Origin of the sequence: Agarivorans aestuarii, from assembly GCF_019670125.1 — a bacterium.
Classification (GTDB): domain Bacteria; phylum Pseudomonadota; class Gammaproteobacteria; order Enterobacterales; family Celerinatantimonadaceae; genus Agarivorans; species Agarivorans aestuarii.
Map to the genome: position 1 here is coordinate 49,873 of NZ_AP023033.1, position 19,795 is coordinate 69,667.

Genomic DNA, 19,795 nt, shown 5'->3' on the forward strand with positions numbered 1-19,795 from the left:
AAGCGTTTACAAACCAAGCTAGCCACTGCTAGTCTTAAACAAAGATTAAAAAAGGCCTAGCTTCATGTGGTTACAACGTTTGGTAAGGTTAAAGGCGCGACCGCGCGGCTTTCATCTAATTACCGAAGAATTGATTTTGCAGTTACCTGAACTGCAAGATTTTAAAGTGGGCTTGTGCCACCTGTTATTGCAGCATACCAGTGCCAGCTTAAGCTTGAATGAAAATGCAGACCCAAGTGTTCGAGCCGATTTAGACGCTCACCTAAACAAAATGGTGCCGGAAAATGCCCCCTATTTTGAGCACACCTACGAAGGCGCCGACGACATGCCTGCTCATATTAAAAGTAGCATGCTAGGGGCCGAATTAACCTTGCCAATTAACCGAGGCGAGTTGGCATTGGGAATATGGCAGGGCATTTACCTTGGCGAGCATCGCAATCAAGGTGGTAATCGGCAAATTATCGCCACCATCTCTGGTGAATAGTCGTTGTATAGCTTTACTTGTTATTCACAAGACCGTCCCAATATCTTAAGCAAAGTCTTTATTTAAGTTGGCGCCATGGATCTGTTAGCTATATTTCTGCTCACCTTTATTGTGATGTTCTTTTGGCGTCGCCGAAAAGACGCTGAGCGTGCTCAACACTTAATCAAACAAAAATGTAAGACGCTAGAGCTACAGCTACTTGAAGTAAATTTTAAGCAAGAAAAACCGCAGAAAATGGCAGGCTACTGGCGCTGGTGTCGTTACTACCAATTTGAATTTTCTTCCACTGGCGACAGCCGTTACCAAGGTCAATTGATTATGGCTGGCAGCCAATACAAATTTGAGTTGCCCGTTTACCGAGTGGGGGATGATTTGTATGAGGGGTAGGCTAAGCACTGCTAATCGTACATCAGCGTTTCTGCCTTATTGCTATCAAACTCTTTCAAAGATTTACGTGCTAGCTGTCTAAAAGGTAGGGCTTTTACTATTTCTTCAAAGGGCTGAATAGCAAAGGCCCAAAAGATTGATACTTCAAAATAAAGAATCAGCAGTGCGCACAATGGAATTGAGATTAGCCATTGCCCTATAAAGTTGATTTTAAACACGCTGGTGGTTTTACCTAAAGCGCGTAAGGCATGTCCATGCACGGTATTGTAACCCCGCACTATCGGTAAAAAGATATACAAAGGTGCGATGAGACTAAGCGCTTGATAGGTTTCGGCATCTAAATCGGGGTAGATATTTGGCAGCATAAAGCTAAGCCCGGCAAATAGCAGCGCACATATCACCGATATTGCTACAGCAACATCAATACTTTTGTTCACATTTGCGCTTAAGTCATCGAGTTTTCTAGAACCAATGGCTTGGCTAATACTAATAGCAGAAGAGTGTGCCCAAGCGGCAATAAACTGGGTGCCGGCCCTAAGCCAAGGCATTACCAAAGTAATGGCCACATAAGCGTTAATGTTGAGCTGGGAATACAGCAGCTGATAAACGCTAATGCCAATTTGCAGGATGGTAACGTTCACAGCTACCGGGAAGATTTCCTTGCTATGTAGTCGAATGCTATTAAACAAAGCTGGCATCGACTGATTTAAACTTAGCTGTAGGCTTTGATCGGCTTTCAAACACAAACTTAAATAGCTCATGCGGATAACGATAGCTATTAAGCTACCCAAGGCTGCGCCCTCTACACCCATGCCCGAAAACTCACCCCAACCATGGATTAACAAGTAAGAGAGTATGGCATTAATGGGCATTTCAATGAGGTAGCCTTGGAGCGGAATTTTGCTTTTTCCTTGGCTGTTAAACAAAGCGATGATCACTTGGGTTATTGCAGTAAATAGCACCAAGTATTTTGAGATGGCTAGGTAACTGATTATTTGCTGCTGCAGTTTAGGGTCATCGGCTAGGGCTGTAACAATCGCTTGGTCACCCAGATGTAGTGCCAACCAAAAAATAAGCGCAACGCTCAGGTTTATTATTAAGCCTGCCCAAAAGCCTTTGGTAAGCGCTTGTTTATTGCCCGAACCAATTGCTCGGCTAAGCACCAATTGCGAGCCATTAGCCAAAGCCATTTGAATACCCATGATAAATGCCACCAAGGTAGCGGCTATGCCCATTGCTGCTAGTGGAATTTCGCCAAGTGGAGAAACCAACAAGGTATCTACCATCAACATTGATTGCATCAATAGGCCATTTAAAGCCAGCGGCCAGGCTAAGGCGATATTCTTTTTCAGGTAGGATTGATTAGGCACTATCGTCTCTAATTACAGCAATCGATTGAGGGTATGGTTTAGTATATATTATTTTGTAATACAAATTAATTGGGCGTAATCAAATTACGCTTAATTAAGCAGCATTTTTAAGGCATTAGAAAGTAACTTAACATGGCGCTGCCTCCAGATATGGCGCACAAACTCAGTGAAAAAGTGCGTATCCATCGTTGAGGGAAACGTTTGCCGTAGCGCCGACCTAGAAAGGCACCCAGTAAGGCTGCAGGAATTAAAGGTAGCGCGGCGTACACATGGGCTAAGGACATAAAACCCACCGAGCTTTGCACAGCCAGCGACATAATGCAGCTAGCCACAAAAAACGCCGACAGGTTTGCTCGTAAGTAACTGGCTTGCTGGTGCTGGAGAAGCAAAGCCATGGGGGGGCCGCCAATCGAGCTGCTCGTTCCCATAAAGCCAGAAATAACTCCCGCAATCGCCATGCGTTTTGGAGTGGGCGCAATGCGAATAGGAAATAAGCTGATTGCGACTGCGATGATTACCGATAAACCTAACCAAAATGACAGGCTTGCTAGATCGGCCCACAATAATAAAAGGCCGCCAGCGACCGAGCCAGGGATACGACCGATTATCGCAGCCTTTAAACCGCCAAAAGCGATGCTGTCTCGGTGTTCAAAGGCACTTAAGCTGGCCACTACTAGTGCAACAATTACCATTGGACCAGGCACATACACCGGTGACAGTTGGAACAGTAAGGGGGCGGCAATTACCGCGAGGCCAAAACCAATGGTGTATTGGACAAATGCGCCGAGTAACACCAATAAACAGGCTAATAGTGTAATCACTTACCACCTCGCTCACCCACCCAAGCCTTGGCTAAGCAAAGTGGGTTAAGTTGATAAAAGCTATTCGCTTAGTTGAGCGAATATATCGTTTGTTGCTGGTGACTAAGGGTTGCGAGCTCAATTAAGGCGATAACATCGCTAGCTTGTTGAGCGCTAACGCTTAATGCTTCACCTTTGGTCACTGCATTCACAAAGTTATCATAGAAAGCCAAATAATTACCTTTTATTAACGACTTATGTAATAACGCTTGGCCAGCTAGGTGGATCTCGCTGCGATTCGTATCTTGGCCAAAACTAGCAGAATTGGCCGATAGCCCCGCCGCTAGTTGCTGTTCTTGCGGATCCATTCCCCACTTAGCGTAGGAGCCTTTACTGCCATGTACTTGGAAGCGCGGACCGGGCTCAACCATTAAGGAGTTACAGCTAAGTTGTACTTTTTTGTCGGGGTATATTAGGTGTAAATCAAAACAGTCGGGTGTTTTTGCACCCTCGCGCTGAGTATCTAAATGAGCCCATAGTTTATCGGGCTTACCAAATAAGCTAAGCGCCTGATCGAGAAGGTGAGCTCCTAAATCGTAGAGTACTCCACCACCTTGCGGATCCAGCTCTTTCCAACGCTGTTTTACCACTGGACGATAGCGGTGAAAGTGAGCGGAATAAGAATGAATTTTGCCAAGGCTTTGGTTAGCAAGCAGTTGTGAGATAGTTAAAAAGTCACTGTCCCAGCGGCGGTTATGAAAAACGCTTAAACATTTGCTGGTTTGCTCGGCAACCTGCTGCAGTTGCAGGCATTGTTCGCTGGTTATGGCTAAAGGCTTTTCAACTATCACATGTTTGCCGGCTCGCATTGCTTGTTCGGCTTGCTCTGCATGTAATGAGTTGGGGCTAGCAATCACTACTATGTCGATGTCGGGGTGATTGATCAGGGTTTCACTATCTAAACACAGCGCTTTGGGGTAGGCAACAGCAACTTCCTGCTTGCGAGAACTGGCAATGGCAAACAAGTTAAGTAGCTGTTGAGCACTAATTAGCGGGCCGTGAAATACCCGTCCAGATAAACCAAATCCAATAATACCAACGTTTAACATGCGTGCTCCTAAATGGGCTTAAGGTAGAGGAATTGTCGCTAGCTTAATTGTCTCAGGTTGCTGGCGTATGACCGAAAGTAACCAAAGTTGCTCACCATCACTGGCAATAGCCTGGGCAGTGTCGCTTTGTTCTAAGGCTATTACTTGTAGCACTGCGCCAGACTGCGGCTCAATTTCTAATAAGCTGCTAAAGCGAGAGCTAAGCACAAACCAGCGCCCTTGGTGCAAGGTCATACTGCCTAGCTGGTATTGGGTAAACTGATCTTGTTGGCTAGCGTGGCTTAAGTTAAAGCTTTGCTGTTGCTTACCATCTCGGTCTCCACGATAACAGCGTTTTAAACCTTCGCGCTCACAGGTGTAAAATTCTTGTGCTTGTGGGTTCCAGACTAAACCAGCGGTTTTGTGGTGAAGGCCGTCGCGTATTAACTTGCGCTTGTCTACAAAGCGCCAGCTTTGCTGGCTGAGTTCAAAATACAGCAGCCGAGCGTCGCTAGAAATGCCTACAAGGTGATCGTCTACTAATACTAAGTCGGCAATATCGCCGCTGGCGGGTAGCTCTTCTAATCTAGCTTCGCTAAGTGCAGAATTTAAATAAGCCAGTTTTGCCGAACCAGTAACCAATACTGTTTGTGGTGCCAGCGTGCCCACTAGCCAATGTTGCTGTTTAGGTAACCACAGCAGGCTAGCGGCATTTGGGATCCCGTCTAATTGCGCAATTAGCTGTGGTTGTAGGCTTAATTCAGCTAAAGGGCTGTCTTGATACTCGCTGCTTGGCGGGGGAAACATCACCAAGCCAACGAGAGTGCCAATCATTAATAGGGCGATTAAACCAATAACTTTAAACATGCAGTGGCCACCTTGGCGACATCGAAAGAGATAAGCGCAAGCTATTCAGGCTTAGGCTGGTAATGACTTAAAAACATGGCAATGCAGCTTTCTACTAGCTCTGTTTGCTCGGCAGCACTTGGCATTGGCATGCGGTTGATGATTTGTGGCCAAAAGCAGCGACCTTTTAACATCGACAGAAACTGACTACTGGCTAAGCCGGGATTGTCGCTATGGATGCGCCCATCGTTAATGGCACATTCAAACCAATAGTTGATGCTGTTCTCTAAAGTCGCCATGTGCTGCATGGTTTCGATCATTTGCTCGGGCATATGAATCGCTTCAGCAATCACTAATCGAGCAAGGTCGATAAACTCTGGATCGGCGAACAACTGCAGTTCTTTATTCGCCAGTTGTGTTAGCTGTTCGGCTAAGCTGCGCTCGCTGGAGTATTGCATTTTGGTGGCTGCTGAAATCAAATCTAGCATCATACTTACAATGCCAATAAACAAGGCCTGTTTGCTTGGAAAGTGGTTATAAACCGTACGTTTACTTACTTGAGCCGTTTGCGCGACGCGATCCATGCTGGTGGCTGCATAGCCACTGGCCTTAAATTCACTAATGGCGGCATTGATGATTTGTGCGCGTTTTTTTTGGCTAAGAGTCATTGTTTAAGAAAAATTGATGTATGCGGTATGGCCGATAGCTGATTCTAACAAATTTAGAAAATACATGGGTTAACAATTACTGCAAATTATTCATGGAAGTTTCATCTAGTTGCTGGCGAAGCCCGCCACACTGTTAGGGTGTTTTTGAGTGGGAAACTTTAAGATGAACCGAGAAGCCGTCGCAGAACGAGAGTGGCAAAATGCCAGTAATCGAGAAAATACTTGTAGTGGAAAACTTAACGGCTTTCCTCCAAGTTTAGCTGAGTACTACTTGCTTTTTAATTGGCCGCTTCAGTTTGGTTTAGCGCCTGCTGTGGAATCGAGATAATAAAGCGAAAGCCTTTTTCTGGTTGAGTATCAACGTGTAGTTGCCACTGCAGTTTTTGGGTGATGAGGTTATACACGATATGCATACCTAAGCCGCAACCTCCTTTGCCGCGGGCCGTGGTATAGAAGGGCTCAAAAATGTGGCTTACGGTTTCTTGGTTGGCTCCTTTTCCTGTATCGGCCACGATGAGTTGCGCGCCTTGTGCTGTTTTTTCCAGAGTAATGCTGATTGTTCCAGCGGTTTTGCCTTGGTCTAGGCCATGTATTAGCGCGTTACCAAACAAATTGGTAATAACTTGGGCAATTGCGCCCGGGTAGGTAAATACGTGCAGGTTCGGTTCTAGCTGAGTGACTAACTCAACCTTAGTGCCCTTAAGTTGATGCTGCAGGCTGCGTAATACCTTGTTGATATAATCGTCCAGGTTGATTTTTCGTTGTTCTTCGTAGCTTTGATCGACCGCGACCTGTTTAAAGCTAGTAATTAGTTCTGCGGCTCGCTGGGCGCTGCTAATAATGATGTCACTGGTATTGGTAGCATCAGTAACAAATTTTTCGAAGTTGGCCTTGGTAAGTTGCTGGGCATTCATTTGCTTAGCAAGTTGGTCAATTTGCTCTTTGAGGTGACTGGCCGCTAATAAGCCGTTGCCCAAAGGAGTATTAATTTCATGGGCAACACCACTCACTAAGCCGCCTAAGGCCGCCATTTTTTCGCTTAACTCTACTTGCGCCTGATACTGTTTGGTTTCTTCAAGTAGCCGCTGGTGGTCGATGATGTCGGCGATTTGCGGTGCCATAAACTCGATAAATTCAGCATGTACTCCTTCGGTGAGCGCGACCATATAACCAAAATGCTGTTGGCCGCTTTTCAGCTCACTGATTACCCACAAACCTTGGTGAGCTTTATCTCCAATCACGTCTTCAAAGGCAGCGGGTAGGGGAGTTATTGATTCAGCCAAAGCCAAGCTGCCTGGTTGTAAGTGGTGAGCCAAGTAAGTGTGGCTTTTCCCTTGCTCGCTAAAGCCTTGTTGATAGATATACAGCTCTGGAATGCCTAATTCGTCTAGGGTGGGTTGGGCTTGGGTCAAAATGGTATCTAGGTTTTGCCGTTGGTGCAGCAAGCGGGTTACCGCAAGGCGCTGGGCATTGCTGTCGCGTTGTTGGATCAGCAACCGGTGTTGTTCGTCGTTGTTATGTTGTTCTAGATCTTTTGCGGATGCTCCGGTACTTGCTCGAAGTATCGACATGGTTTCTAGTTGGTATTGAGCATCGAGAGTTGCTCCGTTAATGCTCTCAACTAACAATTGCGCTGCAAGAGAGCCAGTACGCTGAGCGGGGTAAATTGCGGTAGTTAAGCTTGGGCGAATGGTGTCGGCATACTCAAAATCATCAAAGCCACTTACTTTTACTTGTTCTGGGATTGCCACCTGCTGTTTATCGAGTTCTTCGATTACACCTTTGGCGCTTAGGTCGTTAACACACATAATCGCATCGGGCAGGCGCTGTTGCTTGGCTAGCCATTGATGGCAAAGTTTGCCTGCACCAACAGATGTCATATCGCCATGCAGGTGTTGTTCAGGAGCGTGACTTAAGCCATGTTCTGCGAGTACATCTCTAAAGGCTTTATAACGTTGCTGGGAGTCAAAATTGTTTTCTGGGCCGTCGATATACAGAATGTCTTTGCAGCTAATCTCTAGTATATGCTGGGTGAGTTGATACATGCCGCTGTAGTTATCGACCAGTACTGAAGGGATGCCCGTTATTACCGAGCCAACATTCACGATGGGTAGCTCACCAATCGCCTCGACTACTTTGCGCATAACCTTATCAGAGGTCTTGTAGCCTACGCCGCCGCCGTATAAGACCACCCCATCTATATCAAGTTTGCTTAGTTGCTTTACAAGCCATAGGTCTTTTTCTTGAAAACTTTGCTCATCAGGGAGGTAGCCAATGGGCATGAATAGGCAGCTATATAATTGCGGATCTAGACTCGTTTGAATGCCTCGAATCACCTGTTGGTCGATGGTTTGAGACAAAGTTGGCAATATGATGGCAATGCGTTTTTTCATTCAGAACAATAGTTTTAGTCTTGATACTATTCAATGTAACAAGTGAAACTGAGATTGCTGTGATTTAGCTAGGAGAATTGTTAATAAATTGTATTTTTGTGGCAAAGAAGCATGCTTTTAATAGCAAAAAAGCATGCTTACTATGTTTAGCTGATAATTGGCATTACTCGGTTACGGCCTAGTCGCTTCGCTTCGTAAAGCTGGTTATCGGCTGCATCTACAATCGCCCGAGACTTACTCACCACGTTGTATTCGGCAACACCAAAGGAGCTCGTGATGTTGTCGATACGTTGGTTGGAGCGACGATCTTTAAGGCTTAGTTTTTCAATAGCTCGGCGCACCGATTCGGCTAAATGTCTGGCTGAACGCAGGTTAGATTTAGGGCAAATAATGGCAAACTCTTCGCCGCCAATACGGTAAGCCTTAGCGCCGTCACGGCAGGCTTCATTAATCCGTTTAGCAACAATTTTTAATACTTGGTCGCCAAGAACGTGGCCATAGTTGTCGTTAAACTCTTTAAAGTGATCGATGTCAGCGATGATAATGCATAAGCCTTCAGGGCTAGAATCGAATAGGTCTTTAAAATCTGCATCAAAGGCGCGTCTATTCAAGGCTCCAGTAAGTGCATCGTAGAGGGCTTCTTTCTCGGTTTCTTTAAGTTGACTCTTTAGGTTCTCGATTTCAGCTTGGGCTTTGCCTAACTGAGAGTTAAAAAAGTCGGTGCTTTGTCGAATATTTGCTGCATCGTCAATCAGATTGCGCACTAGGCCTAGTACTTGCTCGAGCGGAATGCCGTCTTCTTCAATGCGATTTAATTTGGCGAAGTTCTTATCTATGCTTGATTGAAAGGCATTGGTATCTGAGCCGGTATCGGTCATGGTTTGTGACAGCTCGGTGGCCATGGCTTCTAGGCTATGGCGCATGCTTTTCACATCTAATTCTTCTTGGCTAGCAATATGATTTTGATAAAGGATTTGGCTGCTAGTAGTGGGAACGGTGTCGTATTCACTAATGATTTCGTCAATGGCTGCATTTAGCTCAGGGTTTTGATCATCAACGTACAAATACCATAATGCATAGTTGCTAGGTGTAGCAGGAATTTGATGCTTCATCATCAAAGGCACTGCCTTTTTTAAATTTAAGGTCGCTTTTTTTAAAATTTTATCGCTCATATGAGCTCCATCGATACTCGTTGCTTAACGCCATTCGCAGCCTGCTTATTTGGCGTTGTAAACAATACGGCTTTTGTTAATCAATAATGAACCAACAGGAGCCGAGTAAGCTCCTTTATTCGAGGTTATCAAACTTACTATGAAGCCTCGGGACACTGGTAAACATGTGCGCTAACTAACTCTGGCTCTGCTGTGGTTAAAGGAATTAGTTGCACTGCATTACCTTTAAGACTAATAACCCGCTGGCTTAACTCTTGTTTGCCGCTATCGCTGTCTAAACTTTGCGGGTCTACGTTAAATACCCCTAGAATATTGCAATCAACCACATCGGTTGATTTTTCGGTAATCATCACACCTTGGTTTTGTTCAGGAGCAGAGCTTGAACAAGCTCCCAGTAAGGCAATGGCGCTGGCAACAATGAGAGTTTTTTTCATCGCGATTCCTACAATTTCAACGAATTAGTAAATAAAGGATATTTTTCTTATCAATAGCTTAGTAAATTTTGCTCAGCTATGAAAACAATTTGCTGCTTAATTGTTGTTTGTGTTGCCCAAGGGAGAAAATGGCCCAGTCTAAAATCCCAATTTGTAACTTGCTGAGCTAATGAAAAGCAAAAAAAAGCCCAGTTGAGTAACTGGGCTTTATCGATTTTAAACTTGCTTACTTGCCAATTAAGATGCGCAACATACGGCGTAGCGGTTCTGCTGCGCCCCATAGTAATTGGTCACCCACGGTGAAGGCCGAAATGTATTCCGGACCCATGGTGAGCTTACGAATACGACCAACCGGAACACTAAGTGTGCCAGTTACTTTGGTTGGAGTAAGTTCTTGCGCTGATAATTCGCGATCGTTTGGAATTACTTTTACCCAATCATTGTGAGCGGCTAAAATTTCTTCAATCTCGGCCACTGGAATGTCTTTTTTCAGCTTAATGGTAAGCGCTTGGCTGTGACAACGCATAGCGCCAATGCGCACACATATCCCGTCGATAGGGGTTTGTTGATCGCTGGTGCCAAGAATTTTGTTCGCTTCAACTTGCGCCTTCCATTCTTCTTTACTTTGACCACTGGCTAGTGGCACGTCAATCCAAGGGATTAAGCTGCCAGCTAACGGTACGCCAAATTGATCGGTAGGGAAGTCGTCACTACGCATTTTATCGGCCACTTTGCGGTCGATATCAAGTATGGCAGATGCTGGATCGGCTAACTCTGTGGCTACATCGTCACGAATCTCGCCCATCTGGCTAATTAATTCACGCATGTTACGCGCACCAGCGCCAGAAGCTGCTTGGTAGGTCATTGGGCTAACCCATTCGATAAGGTCTTTTTCGAACAATCCGCCAATGGCCATCAATAACAGTGAAACGGTACAGTTACCGCCTACATAGGTTTTTACACCCTTGCTCAAGGCTTGGTCAATCACGTCACGGTTCACTGGGTCTAGTACAATAACTGCATCATCTTCCATACGAAGTGCTGATGCTGCATCAATCCAGTATCCGTCCCAACCACTTTCGCGTAGTTTAGGGTAAACGTCTTTGGTGTAATCACCACCCTGACAGGTGATAATGGTGTCCATGGTTTTTAGGCTGTCGATATCGAAGGCATCTTGCAAGATGGTTTCGCCGGTGCCAACATCTGGACCTGCAATACCAACTTGAGAAGTACTAAAAAAAACCGGAGCTATGTGGGCAAAATCGCTCTCTTCGCGCATACGCTGCATTAACACGGAACCCACCATGCCGCGCCAACCAACCAAACCTACTTTCATGGTCCGTTTTACATCCTTTATTTTATGATCTTTGTGTTTGCTGTTTGGCTAAACAAGTGCGTTTAGCCAATCTTTGAGATTACCATTGGCAAGCCTTTAACACTAGCGCTTATCAAAGAAAATTGAGCGCTTTTCGACCACTATTTGCGAAGATGATTGCAGCGCTATTTAGCGTGGGCTAGTTGGAAAGTTAACCACCTTAGGAGATTGGCGCTGATCTTCGCTAATGTTTATATTGCGACTGCGGCGTTTTCCTTGGGAATAGCGGTCGTAGCAAGCGTCGGTAATACCCATTTCTTGGCAGAATTGCACGAAGCTCGCAAAGTCCTTGCCGCTAAAGGCGTTGTCGCTGCGAGTGAGTTGGCTGTCGATGTAGGCTTGGGTGCCGTTAAAGTTGATATTAGCGCAGGCATCATAGGGTTGGCCGTATTCACTTACTCGGATAGCGCGCACCATTTTTATTTCAAAAATCCAATCGCCAATTCTTAAACAACGTTGATCAAACTGTTCCATTTTGATTCCTTTAAGCTAAATAATTTGGCGAGATAATAAGAAGCCGCTCACCCTAAACCCTGTGAGCTACAGCACAAATTAAGCCAAATAATTAGCACTTAAAAATCAAAGTCTTAGTTATGGTAGTGGGAAAAGTTGTCGTCAATTAGCGACAGTAGCTGGAAAAATTGCGGTTTAAATCAAGTCTGCTAGCAACAGAAGTTTACACTTACACCTAAAATCAGTGACTTAGCTCGACTAATAATCATATGAAATAGCTGTCTCTGTTTGGCGACAGTGGGAATTTTGTGCATCTCTGGCATTATAGGCGGCTGTTTGGATTGTTGTTCCTCGCTAGGGATAGTTGTTTGATTAATTTTCGGGTGCTGGCTTCTATTCGTCGGCTTAGCTTTTGGGCCTTGGCTACCTTGGGTTTGCCTTTATTGCTTAGCTTATTGCTCGCCTCTTACTATTTGCAGCAAGTGTCTATGCAAGGCCAGCAAACCGCGTTTTTGTCGGCGCAAGTGGTGTCGGCAAGTAAGCGTTTAGATGAGTCTTTATTGGATTTAGAACGCAGCGCACGGCAATTTAGAGTATTAGCCGATGAAAATCGATTACAGCTTTATCAGCGCCAATGGCAACGTGTATCTAAAGGTTTGTTTGAACTGCGCACTGGCACTGAAGATAAAGAACTGTTGCAGATTGTTTATGAATTAGAGCAGCAACTGCAATCTTTAAGCGAGTTAATGGAGAGCCCTCAAGCCTTACAAAGAGTGGCCCTAAACATTCAATTTAAGCGCTTTGCTAGCTTAAGTTATCGCTTTGACCAACGCAGTCAAAGCTTAATTAATGAACTGGCTATGGCCTTACAACATACCACGCAACAGGCCCAGCAACGTTTGTTGTTTAGCATGGTTAGCCTGCCTTTTGCCTTAGCCGCGGCAGTATTGCTGGTATTGGTTATTACTCGGCCTTTGCAACAGTTAAGACCGCAAATTGCCCGTTTAAAGTCGGGCGAGTTTGAGCAAGCCATTAAAGTAAGTGGGGCTACCGAAGTGATGGCGATTGCTGATGCGCTGGATGATATGCGCTTGCGCCTATTGAGTTTAGAGCAGCAAAAAACCGCCTTTATTCGACATATCTCGCATGAGCTAAAAACCCCGCTAGCAGCGATTCGTGAAGGGAATGAACTGCTGTATGACAACAGCGCCGGGCCACTTAACGCCCAGCAGCAGGAGATTACCGAAATACTGCGCGATAGCAGCTTACGCTTGCAGCAGTTGATTGAAGCCTTGCTCGATTTTAATTTATTGTTGGATACTCCCGGTGAACAAGTTCATCATCCAGTGGATTTAAAACCACTGATTGAAAAAGTCTTGGCAAGTCATCGTTTAAGCCTGTCTAGCCGCGGTTTAAACCCTAAGATAGAGCTGGGAGAGAGCAAGGTGATGGCCAATCAAGAGCAGCTGCGGGTGATAGTCGACAACCTATTGTCGAACGCGATTAAGTTCTCGCCACAAGCAGGGGAGATCAAATTAGGCTCGTTTGCCACGGTAAACGGCATAAGTTTATACATTGATGACCAAGGCGAAGGCATTGAAGATGAGCTACAGCAGCGGATCTTCCAACCTTTCGTTCAAGGAAAAACCGCCAAAGATCCGCGTTTAAAAGGCAGTGGTTTAGGTTTAACTATTGCCAAAGAGTTAGTTGAGCGACAACACGCCAGTTTGCGTTATCAGCGCTTAGAACAAGGCAGTCGATTTGTCGTAGAAGGTTTACAAGGAAGCGAGTTAGATGAAAGTTAAATTGCACGTGGTGCTGCTTAGTATCGTAACGCTAATACTTAGCGGTTGTGAGTTAACACGCCCCAATCAACAAGTGGTGCCTGTTAGCGACGCTCAACAACTTGAGCTTGGTGAGTTTGACCCAGCGGCCTACTACTTAAACCTTGAGACCCTTAATGAAGACCAGATATTCAACGAGTTAGAGCTACTATTGCTGGACCCGCAACAGGGCGATAATGGCATTAAACTTGGCCTAATATATGCCTATAAAGACTCACCAGTGAAGAATCCGCACCGCGCTCATGCGCTGTTTAATAAGGCTTTAGCCAGCGAACAAGTATTTGCCCAGCGTGGCATGCTGGTGGCCTTAAACGACCAAATTGCGGATAGCTTGCGCTGGTTACATAAATACGAAGATCTCGCTTCTACCCAGCAGCAGCAGGAAGATTTACTGCAGCAGCAAATTGGGGCATTAAAAATGCAGCTAGATGAACTCACGCGAATTGAGCAACAACTAAATGAACGAAATTAATCATCAGGGCGGGAAACTACTGGTTGTCGATGACGACCCCAGCCTACTGCGCCTTATTAGCCTGCGATTACAATCTGCCGGATATGAAGTACGTGCTGTTGCTAGCGCTAAAGAAGCCTTGGCTGAATTGGAAAGTTATCCTGCTCAGCTGGTTATAAGCGATGTACGCATGGACGGTATGGACGGCCTCGCGCTGTTCAATGCGATAAAGCAGTTGTACCCTAGCTTGCCGGTAATGCTACTCACTGCTCATGGTAATATTCCCGACGCCATTGCCGCCACTCAACAGGGTGTATTTGGTTATTTAACCAAACCCTTCGACAGCCAAGAATTGCTGGCTAAAGTTGCTGATGCTTTACAGCTTCAGCCAAATCTTGCTGAAGGTGAAAGCCAACAGCCGCAAGCGAGCTGGCGCAGCGATATTATTAGCCGTAGCCCAATAATGGACGTGCTGATAAAGCAAATTCAGCAAGTTGCTCCCAGTGATGTAAACATCATGATTCAAGGTGAAAGTGGCTCAGGTAAAGAGTTGTTGGCTAAGGCTATTCACCAAGCCAGTCAGCGCCACCAAGGCCCATTTGTTGCGGTGAACTGTGCCGCTATTCCCGAAGGTTTGTTTGAGTCTGAGCTATTTGGTCATGCCAAAGGCGCTTTTAGTGGTGCGGCTAATGCTCACCCTGGCTTATTTCAAGCGGCCAATGGCGGAACCCTGTTTTTAGATGAAATTGCCGATACACCTTTAAGTGTGCAAGTTAAATTGCTGCGGGCACTGCAGGAGCGGGAAGTTCGTCCGGTGGGTTCAACCAAGAACATTCCAGTTGACGTGCGAATTGTTTCGGCTACCCATCAAGATCTATATCAAGCAGTGCAGCAACAAGAGTTCAGGGAAGATCTTTATTATCGCCTTAATGTGGTGGAGCTGGGCTTGCCGCCATTAGCCAAGCGCCGAGAAGATATTCCTTTATTGGTGCATCATTTTAGCCAGCAAATTGCCGATCGCCAAGGCAGTGCCTTAAAAACCTATTCGCCAGAAGCTATGTCGAGTTTGGTGTCGGCCCGTTGGCCTGGCAATGTGAGACAGCTTATGAATGTGGTTGAGCAAACCAATGCTTTATCTACTGGGCCACTGATTCCAGCGCAATTAGTTCAGCAAGCCTTACGTGAAAAGGCGAAGTTGGTGAGTTTTTCTCAGGCTAGAGATGAGTTTGAGCGAGGCTATTTAGCGCGCTTGTTACGCCTAACTCAAGGTAACGTGAGTCAGGCAGCGCGCTTAGCGATGCGTAATCGCACCGAGTTTTATAAACTACTGGAGCGCCATCATTTGCGCCCCGAATCGTTCCGTGCTTAAAGGTGCTTTTCGTTAAAACGATCAACAATCACGGCACAAGCTGCGTCACCAGTGATGTTTAACGAAGTACGGATCATGTCGAAGATACGGTCCAATGCAAATAATAGCGGTAGGCCTTCAATAGGAATGCCTGCTGCTAGCAATACCGCTACCACCAAAAATGACGGCCCAGGTACACCAGCTTGACCAATGGCACCTAAGGTTGCAGTGAAGATAATTGCTGCATAAGCCGCTAAGCCTAAATCTACTTGGAACATCTGCGCAAAGAACACCGCCACTAAACCGTAGTAAATAGCATTACCACTCATGTTAATGGTTGCCCCTAAAGGCAGTACAAAAGAGGCTGTCGCTTTAGATACTTTTAGTTCCTCTTCTACTACTTCCATGGTTACCGGCAGCGTCGCCATCGATGAAGAGGTAGACAGTGCAACCGCTTGAGGCTTTTTCATGGCGCTCATAAACTCGCGCACCGACATCTTAGAAAATAGCTTGATGGTGAGCGGGTAGAATACAAAGCCGTAGATAAGAATCGCCGCCACGTAAACCGCAAATAGCTTGGCCACTAAACCCAACATAGCAAAACCAAAGGTGCCTACCGATTCTGCCATAAGGCCAAATACGCCAAGCGGGGCAATTAGCATTACTATGTTAATCATCCAAATAAAGGCACGAATAATGGTGTCTAAGCCACTCATAATTGGTGCTGTTTTGTCACTAGGTTGTTTAGACAGCGCAATACCAAAGAACAAACAAAACACCATGATCTGCAGAATATTTGCATCCATTAACGAGGCAAAAATGTTTTCTGGGATCATGCCGATAACGGTTTCCATTACACCTGGTACGCCACCTTTATCGGCGTATTCGTTAGAAAACATATCGCTAGCTTGGCTTAAGTCGAGGCCGGTTCCTGGTTGGAATAGAGAACCCATAACTAAGGCGAGAGCCACTGCAACCGCAGAGGTTGCCATGAAAAAGCCAAAGGTAGAAATGCCAATTTTACCTGCTGCAGGGCTATTACCAAGGTTGGCTGCACCAGAAATAATCGACACGCCAATGAGTGGAATAACCAGCATTTTAATTAAATGGATGAAGATCGCGCCAAGTGGGGCAAATATAGCAGCTTGCTCACCCATTACTGCGCCAACTACCGTACCAATAATCATCGCTATGACTACTTGTACGCCAATATTTTTATAGAGGGGTTGTGCTGTGTCCATCAAGTTTCCTGTTGTGAATAGTGTTATCAGTGCAATTGATGGTCGCGAATTGTACTGCATAAAATCCATAATGTAATCATATATACCTATTTTTGGTTAATATTCAGTTTTATGTATTGCTTATGATGTTGGGGAACGGGCAGTTATGTGAGGTGTAATTGCGCTTCTATTGTTAAATAGTTCACTATCGTTTTTTCAACAGGCTATTATGTCGCACTTTTATCATTTAGTTTTCCTAGCATGCATACTTTAGAGCAACTTCGTTCCGGCCAACTACGCCAACACACTCGCATCAATATCAAAGATAACCTAGAGCAACTGCCAGAAGAGTTTGCAGAGTATTGCCCTCAGGTTGAGGTCTTGGATCTTAGTGATAACCAATTGCGGGCTTTGCCAGAGTCACTTAGCCAACTGCAAAACTTACGCATAGTGTTTGCTTCCAATAACCAGTTTGAAGTATTGCCAGAAGTGCTGGGGCGTTGCGCCAACATAGACATGATAGGCTTTAAGTCTAATCAGATCCGAGAAGTCTCTGCCGCGGCTTTGCCAGCAAAATTACGCTGGTTAATTCTTACCGACAATCAAATTGAAAGCCTGCCAGAACAATTGGGTGAGTGTAGTGAGCTACAAAAGTGTGCCTTAGCTGGCAACCGTCTTACAGCCTTGCCACAATCAATGGGACAATGTCGTAACTTAGAATTACTGCGTGTTTCTGCCAACTGTTTAAATAGCTTCCCAACTCAACTATTAGAGCTTCCTAGACTGGCTTGGTTAGCCTTTGCAGGTAATCCTTTTTGCCAAGCTTTTGAGCATGGCTCTGGTTTAACCAAGTTCTCGCTTAATGACTTTGTAGTCGACAAAATTTTGGGGCAAGGCGCTTCTGGGGTTATTTCTTTGGCTCACCCTAAATCTGGCGTGGACTTGCCCAGCAGTGTAGCAATCAAAGTGTTTAAGGGAGAGGTGACCAGCGACGGCTACCCCAGTGATGAGCTAGACGCCTGTTTGCATGTAGATCAGCATCCAGCCTTGGTTAACTTTATTGGTCAAATAGACCAAGCTGATTGCTCGGCCGTGGTGATGAAGTTGATTCCAGAGTACTTTAGCAACCTAGGCCAGCCACCAAGCTTAGCCAGCTGCACTCGAGATACCTTTTTGCCAGAGCAACAGCTTGGTATTAAAGCAATTGCCAAAATAGTCGAGCAAATGCAAAGCTTGCTCTCTCATCTAAGCGAGCACCATATGTGTCATGGTGACTTATATGCACACAATGTGCTGGTGGATGAGCAATACAACATCGTATTGGGCGATTTTGGTGCAGCCTCGCATTACGAGTATTTGCCGCAGGATGTGCAAGCTAAACTAATGCGCGTTGAGCAACGCGCATTTGCATTCTTTATCGAAGATATGCTGAGCATTTGCCAAGCGAGCGAGCAAGGCTCGAACACTTATCAGCAGCTAAGCGAAGTGGCTAGTAAGCTGTTTCAGGGCTAGATAATTGATTTCGGTATAACTCGCGACAATGGCTAATAAAGTCGTGAGTTTCAGCATCGTCTTTGGGGAAGCGCATCTCTAAACTTGATTCAATAAGCTGCGGCTCATTTTCATCAATTGCGATGCAATAGTGCTGGCCAGCATCTTCAGCAAAAACTGTCTGTGTATATAAGAAAGCTTGGTTGTCGTCGTAAACATCAAAGGTATTGCTGTTGCTAAAGCTCACTCTAAATACGGCATATTGATAAGCTGGGTTTTGCTCATCATCGAGCGGCGTTTCACCATCTAAACGTTGATTCAAGGTTATACCAACCTCTTCCACACCGTTGGCAATCAGTAGGCGTTTAAAGTTAACTACTTGCTCATCTGAAGTTTCTTCAGGGAAAGAGCTTTGCAAGGGGTAAAATGTTAAGAATACTTGGTTGAGCTGATCAGACTCTGGTGAGTCATTACAGGCCGTTAAACCCAAGGTTAGTAGTAGTGCGCTAAGTAATCGACAGGTCATGTGCTTTCCTATTTTTTGTTATTCACATCCTGTGGCTTGGCTTCCCTAATTAGCACCTCAAAGCTATGAGCTGCTAAAAATTCCTTATTCAGCTTTTTCTTCGACACCTTCATTTACTTGGCGACAAGCCAAAATAAATTCGTGAGCTTCTTTTTTGGTTTCAGCAATTTTGACCGGCGAATCTACCACCAATTCAAACTTGCTCATGTAGATGCTAGGCAGGCAAAGGTGGCGCTGGGTCATATCCGAAAAGATGTCGATGTTATACAAAAACTCACCGCCCTCAGAATATACATCCAGGGTGGTACTGCCTAAAAAGTCGACTAAAAAGGTGGCATTTTGAGTAGCGTCTTCGCCGTTAATTCTCGGCTGTTCACCATCGCGGCGTTGGTTAATGGTAATGCTTTGCGAAGGCGAACCACCGTCAGCTCTAAAGTGGCGAATTTGGGTAATGGTTTCGCTATCACCCGCAGAGCCAGGGAAAGAAGTAGCAGGGGGATAAAAAGTAATCGCAATTTGACTACGTGGCTGATCGTCTTCAACCGAACAGGCCACCAAAAAGGCAGAAAGCAGCGCAACAGCAGCAATACGCGGGGACAACATTAGAACTCCTAAGTAAGCAACAAGGCTAACCACCTTGTTAGCTATTATCATCCCTGAGTAATTACTGAGCTTTTTACAGAAAGCGTTTAACAGACGCAAGTGAAACTTTTAGTCGCGGGCTAACTTACGGTATTTATTTTAGTTTTTGCGAGATTAATAACACAAAGCTTACTAATTGCTAGGCTGTCAGGCCGCCAACGGTTGCCTAAAAATCTGTACATGATATTTTCGTTGCACGAATTGTTGAAGGATCTCAAGCCATGCCAAAGGCCAGTGAAATAAAAAAGAATGCCGCTATCGAACATAACGGCAAAGTGTATTTTGTAAAAGACATCGCCAAACTTACCCCAAGCGGACGTGCCGGAGCTAGCTTGTACCGCATGCGTTTATACGACGTAGCAACAGGCGCCAAAGCTGACGAAAGCTTTAAAGCCGACGAAATGATTAACCTAGCCGATGTAAGCCGCCACCAAGTGATGTTTTCTTACATCGATGGTGACGAGTACGTGTTTATGGATAACGAGGACTACACCCCTTACAACCTAAACAGCGAAACCATCGCCGATGAAATTCCTTTTATCACCGAAGATACTGCAGGTATGCAAGTGGTTACCGTAGACGGTGCCCCCGTAGCCGTGGAGCTGCCGGCTAGTGTTGAGTTAGTGATTGTAGAAACCGACCCTTCAATAAAAGGCGCGTCGGCCAGTGCTCGCACCAAGCCAGCCATCCTAAGCACCGGTTTGTCGGTACAAGTACCGGAATACATCGCCAGCGGCGAAAAGATTAAGGTTAGCACTACCGAGAAGAAATTTATGAGCCGTGCAGAGAAGTAACTTGCCCTG

At 45.5% G+C, this 19,795-nt stretch carries 20 protein-coding genes; 7 read left to right on the forward strand and 13 right to left on the reverse strand.

Going from position 1 to position 19,795, the window contains the following annotated elements; translation table 11 throughout:
* Nucleotides 1–64: 64 nt before the first annotated feature.
* Nucleotides 65–484: a secondary thiamine-phosphate synthase enzyme YjbQ gene (locus tag K5609_RS00235; RefSeq protein ID WP_016403840.1), complete on the forward strand. Its 420-nt coding sequence runs from the start codon at nucleotides 65–67 to the stop codon at nucleotides 482–484.
* 75 nt (nucleotides 485–559) lie between these two features.
* Nucleotides 560–871, forward strand: a complete 312-nt coding sequence (locus K5609_RS00240; protein WP_152783992.1) for a DUF3301 domain-containing protein — start codon at nucleotides 560–562, stop codon at nucleotides 869–871.
* Between the two features lie 11 nt (nucleotides 872–882).
* On the opposite strand, the gene K5609_RS00245 is transcribed toward K5609_RS00240, so the two are convergent.
* The 10 genes from K5609_RS00245 to K5609_RS00290 all read right to left on the reverse strand — a co-directional run bounded on the left by K5609_RS00245 (nucleotide 883) and on the right by K5609_RS00290 (nucleotide 11,491).
* Complete coding sequence (locus tag K5609_RS00245) at nucleotides 883–2,241, reverse strand: MATE family efflux transporter (protein ID WP_221075475.1); 1,359 nt, start codon at nucleotides 2,239–2,241, stop codon at nucleotides 883–885.
* 107 nt (nucleotides 2,242–2,348) lie between these two features.
* Nucleotides 2,349–3,062 (reverse strand): sulfite exporter TauE/SafE family protein, encoded by a 714-nt coding sequence (locus K5609_RS00250; protein WP_163133732.1) that lies wholly within the window; start codon nucleotides 3,060–3,062, stop codon nucleotides 2,349–2,351.
* Nucleotides 3,063–3,130: 68 nt separating this feature from the next.
* Nucleotides 3,131–4,150, reverse strand: a complete 1,020-nt coding sequence (locus K5609_RS00255) for a Gfo/Idh/MocA family oxidoreductase (protein ID WP_221075476.1) — start codon at nucleotides 4,148–4,150, stop codon at nucleotides 3,131–3,133.
* 18 nt (nucleotides 4,151–4,168) lie between these two features.
* Nucleotides 4,169–4,996, reverse strand: coding sequence for a hypothetical protein (locus K5609_RS00260; protein WP_221075477.1), 828 nt, complete (start codon nucleotides 4,994–4,996; stop codon nucleotides 4,169–4,171).
* A 41-nt stretch (nucleotides 4,997–5,037) separates the two neighbouring features.
* Nucleotides 5,038–5,643: a TetR/AcrR family transcriptional regulator gene (locus K5609_RS00265; protein WP_221075478.1), complete on the reverse strand. Its 606-nt coding sequence runs from the start codon at nucleotides 5,641–5,643 to the stop codon at nucleotides 5,038–5,040.
* Nucleotides 5,644–5,921: 278 nt separating this feature from the next.
* Nucleotides 5,922–8,036, reverse strand: a complete 2,115-nt coding sequence (locus K5609_RS00270; protein WP_221075479.1) for a substrate-binding domain-containing protein — start codon at nucleotides 8,034–8,036, stop codon at nucleotides 5,922–5,924.
* A gap of 146 nt (nucleotides 8,037–8,182) precedes the next feature.
* Nucleotides 8,183–9,208: a GGDEF domain-containing protein gene (locus tag K5609_RS00275; protein WP_221075480.1), complete on the reverse strand. Its 1,026-nt coding sequence runs from the start codon at nucleotides 9,206–9,208 to the stop codon at nucleotides 8,183–8,185.
* A gap of 137 nt (nucleotides 9,209–9,345) precedes the next feature.
* The gene (locus tag K5609_RS00280; RefSeq protein WP_221075481.1) at nucleotides 9,346–9,642 is read right to left on the reverse strand and encodes a putative periplasmic lipoprotein; all 297 of its coding nucleotides are present in this window, start codon (nucleotides 9,640–9,642) and stop codon (nucleotides 9,346–9,348) included.
* A gap of 226 nt (nucleotides 9,643–9,868) precedes the next feature.
* Nucleotides 9,869–10,978, reverse strand: a complete 1,110-nt coding sequence (gene asd, locus K5609_RS00285; RefSeq protein ID WP_152783978.1) for an aspartate-semialdehyde dehydrogenase — start codon at nucleotides 10,976–10,978, stop codon at nucleotides 9,869–9,871.
* A 168-nt stretch (nucleotides 10,979–11,146) separates the two neighbouring features.
* On the reverse strand, nucleotides 11,147–11,491 hold the full coding sequence (locus K5609_RS00290) for a hypothetical protein (RefSeq protein WP_016403829.1): 345 nt from the start codon (nucleotides 11,489–11,491) through the stop codon (nucleotides 11,147–11,149).
* Between the two features lie 347 nt (nucleotides 11,492–11,838).
* Between K5609_RS00290 and K5609_RS00295 the strand changes: the two genes are divergently transcribed.
* From K5609_RS00295 to K5609_RS00305, 3 genes are read left to right on the forward strand one after another with little or no spacing between them, the layout of a single operon-like run.
* Complete coding sequence (locus tag K5609_RS00295; RefSeq protein ID WP_221075482.1) at nucleotides 11,839–13,275, forward strand: HAMP domain-containing sensor histidine kinase; 1,437 nt, start codon at nucleotides 11,839–11,841, stop codon at nucleotides 13,273–13,275.
* The gene (locus K5609_RS00300) at nucleotides 13,265–13,786 is read left to right on the forward strand and encodes a hypothetical protein (protein ID WP_221075483.1); all 522 of its coding nucleotides are present in this window, start codon (nucleotides 13,265–13,267) and stop codon (nucleotides 13,784–13,786) included. The genes K5609_RS00295 and K5609_RS00300 overlap by 11 nt, the downstream gene beginning before the upstream one ends.
* Nucleotides 13,773–15,134 (forward strand): sigma 54-interacting transcriptional regulator, encoded by a 1,362-nt coding sequence (locus K5609_RS00305; protein WP_281423334.1) that lies wholly within the window; start codon nucleotides 13,773–13,775, stop codon nucleotides 15,132–15,134. Before K5609_RS00300 ends, K5609_RS00305 begins: the two co-directional genes overlap by 14 nt.
* On the opposite strand, the gene K5609_RS00310 is transcribed toward K5609_RS00305, so the two are convergent.
* A complete protein-coding gene (locus tag K5609_RS00310) occupies nucleotides 15,131–16,354 on the reverse strand; it encodes a dicarboxylate/amino acid:cation symporter (protein ID WP_221075484.1) in 1,224 nt (407 codons plus the stop codon). The two genes, K5609_RS00305 and K5609_RS00310, sit on opposite strands and share 4 nt — an antisense overlap.
* A 240-nt stretch (nucleotides 16,355–16,594) precedes the next feature.
* Between K5609_RS00310 and K5609_RS00315 the strand changes: the two genes are divergently transcribed.
* Nucleotides 16,595–17,845, forward strand: a complete 1,251-nt coding sequence (locus tag K5609_RS00315) for a leucine-rich repeat-containing protein kinase family protein (protein WP_221075485.1) — start codon at nucleotides 16,595–16,597, stop codon at nucleotides 17,843–17,845.
* Here K5609_RS00315 and K5609_RS00320 read toward each other — a convergent pair.
* On the reverse strand, nucleotides 17,823–18,350 hold the full coding sequence (locus K5609_RS00320; protein WP_221075486.1) for a hypothetical protein: 528 nt from the start codon (nucleotides 18,348–18,350) through the stop codon (nucleotides 17,823–17,825). The two genes, K5609_RS00315 and K5609_RS00320, sit on opposite strands and share 23 nt — an antisense overlap.
* 84 nt (nucleotides 18,351–18,434) lie before the next feature.
* Nucleotides 18,435–18,953: a hypothetical protein gene (locus K5609_RS00325; RefSeq protein ID WP_221075487.1), complete on the reverse strand. Its 519-nt coding sequence runs from the start codon at nucleotides 18,951–18,953 to the stop codon at nucleotides 18,435–18,437.
* 260 nt (nucleotides 18,954–19,213) lie between these two features.
* Between K5609_RS00325 and efpL the strand changes: the two genes are divergently transcribed.
* Nucleotides 19,214–19,786 carry an elongation factor P-like protein EfpL gene (gene efpL, locus K5609_RS00330; protein ID WP_163133747.1) on the forward strand — a complete coding sequence of 191 codons (573 nt, stop codon included), beginning with the start codon at nucleotides 19,214–19,216 and terminating at the stop codon, nucleotides 19,784–19,786.
* Nucleotides 19,787–19,795 lie beyond the last annotated feature (9 nt).

Coding starts and splice junctions, on each gene's coding strand:
- K5609_RS00235 (WP_016403840.1), top strand. CDS start 65: ATGTGGTTACAACGTTTGGTAAGGTTAAAGGCGCGACCGCGCGGCTTT.
- K5609_RS00240 (WP_152783992.1), top strand. CDS start 560: ATGGATCTGTTAGCTATATTTCTGCTCACCTTTATTGTGATGTTCTTT.
- K5609_RS00255 (WP_221075476.1), bottom strand. CDS start 4,150: ATGTTAAACGTTGGTATTATTGGATTTGGTTTATCTGGACGGGTATTT.
- K5609_RS00260 (WP_221075477.1), bottom strand. CDS start 4,996: ATGTTTAAAGTTATTGGTTTAATCGCCCTATTAATGATTGGCACTCTC.
- K5609_RS00265 (WP_221075478.1), bottom strand. CDS start 5,643: ATGACTCTTAGCCAAAAAAAACGCGCACAAATCATCAATGCCGCCATT.
- K5609_RS00270 (WP_221075479.1), bottom strand. CDS start 8,036: ATGAAAAAACGCATTGCCATCATATTGCCAACTTTGTCTCAAACCATC.
- K5609_RS00275 (WP_221075480.1), bottom strand. CDS start 9,208: ATGAGCGATAAAATTTTAAAAAAAGCGACCTTAAATTTAAAAAAGGCA.
- K5609_RS00280 (WP_221075481.1), bottom strand. CDS start 9,642: ATGAAAAAAACTCTCATTGTTGCCAGCGCCATTGCCTTACTGGGAGCT.
- asd (WP_152783978.1), bottom strand. CDS start 10,978: ATGAAAGTAGGTTTGGTTGGTTGGCGCGGCATGGTGGGTTCCGTGTTA.
- K5609_RS00290 (WP_016403829.1), bottom strand. CDS start 11,491: ATGGAACAGTTTGATCAACGTTGTTTAAGAATTGGCGATTGGATTTTT.
- K5609_RS00300 (WP_221075483.1), top strand. CDS start 13,265: ATGAAAGTTAAATTGCACGTGGTGCTGCTTAGTATCGTAACGCTAATA.
- K5609_RS00305 (WP_281423334.1), top strand. CDS start 13,773: ATGAACGAAATTAATCATCAGGGCGGGAAACTACTGGTTGTCGATGAC.
- K5609_RS00310 (WP_221075484.1), bottom strand. CDS start 16,354: ATGGACACAGCACAACCCCTCTATAAAAATATTGGCGTACAAGTAGTC.
- K5609_RS00315 (WP_221075485.1), top strand. CDS start 16,595: ATGCATACTTTAGAGCAACTTCGTTCCGGCCAACTACGCCAACACACT.
- K5609_RS00320 (WP_221075486.1), bottom strand. CDS start 18,350: ATGACCTGTCGATTACTTAGCGCACTACTACTAACCTTGGGTTTAACG.
- K5609_RS00325 (WP_221075487.1), bottom strand. CDS start 18,953: ATGTTGTCCCCGCGTATTGCTGCTGTTGCGCTGCTTTCTGCCTTTTTG.
- efpL (WP_163133747.1), top strand. CDS start 19,214: ATGCCAAAGGCCAGTGAAATAAAAAAGAATGCCGCTATCGAACATAAC.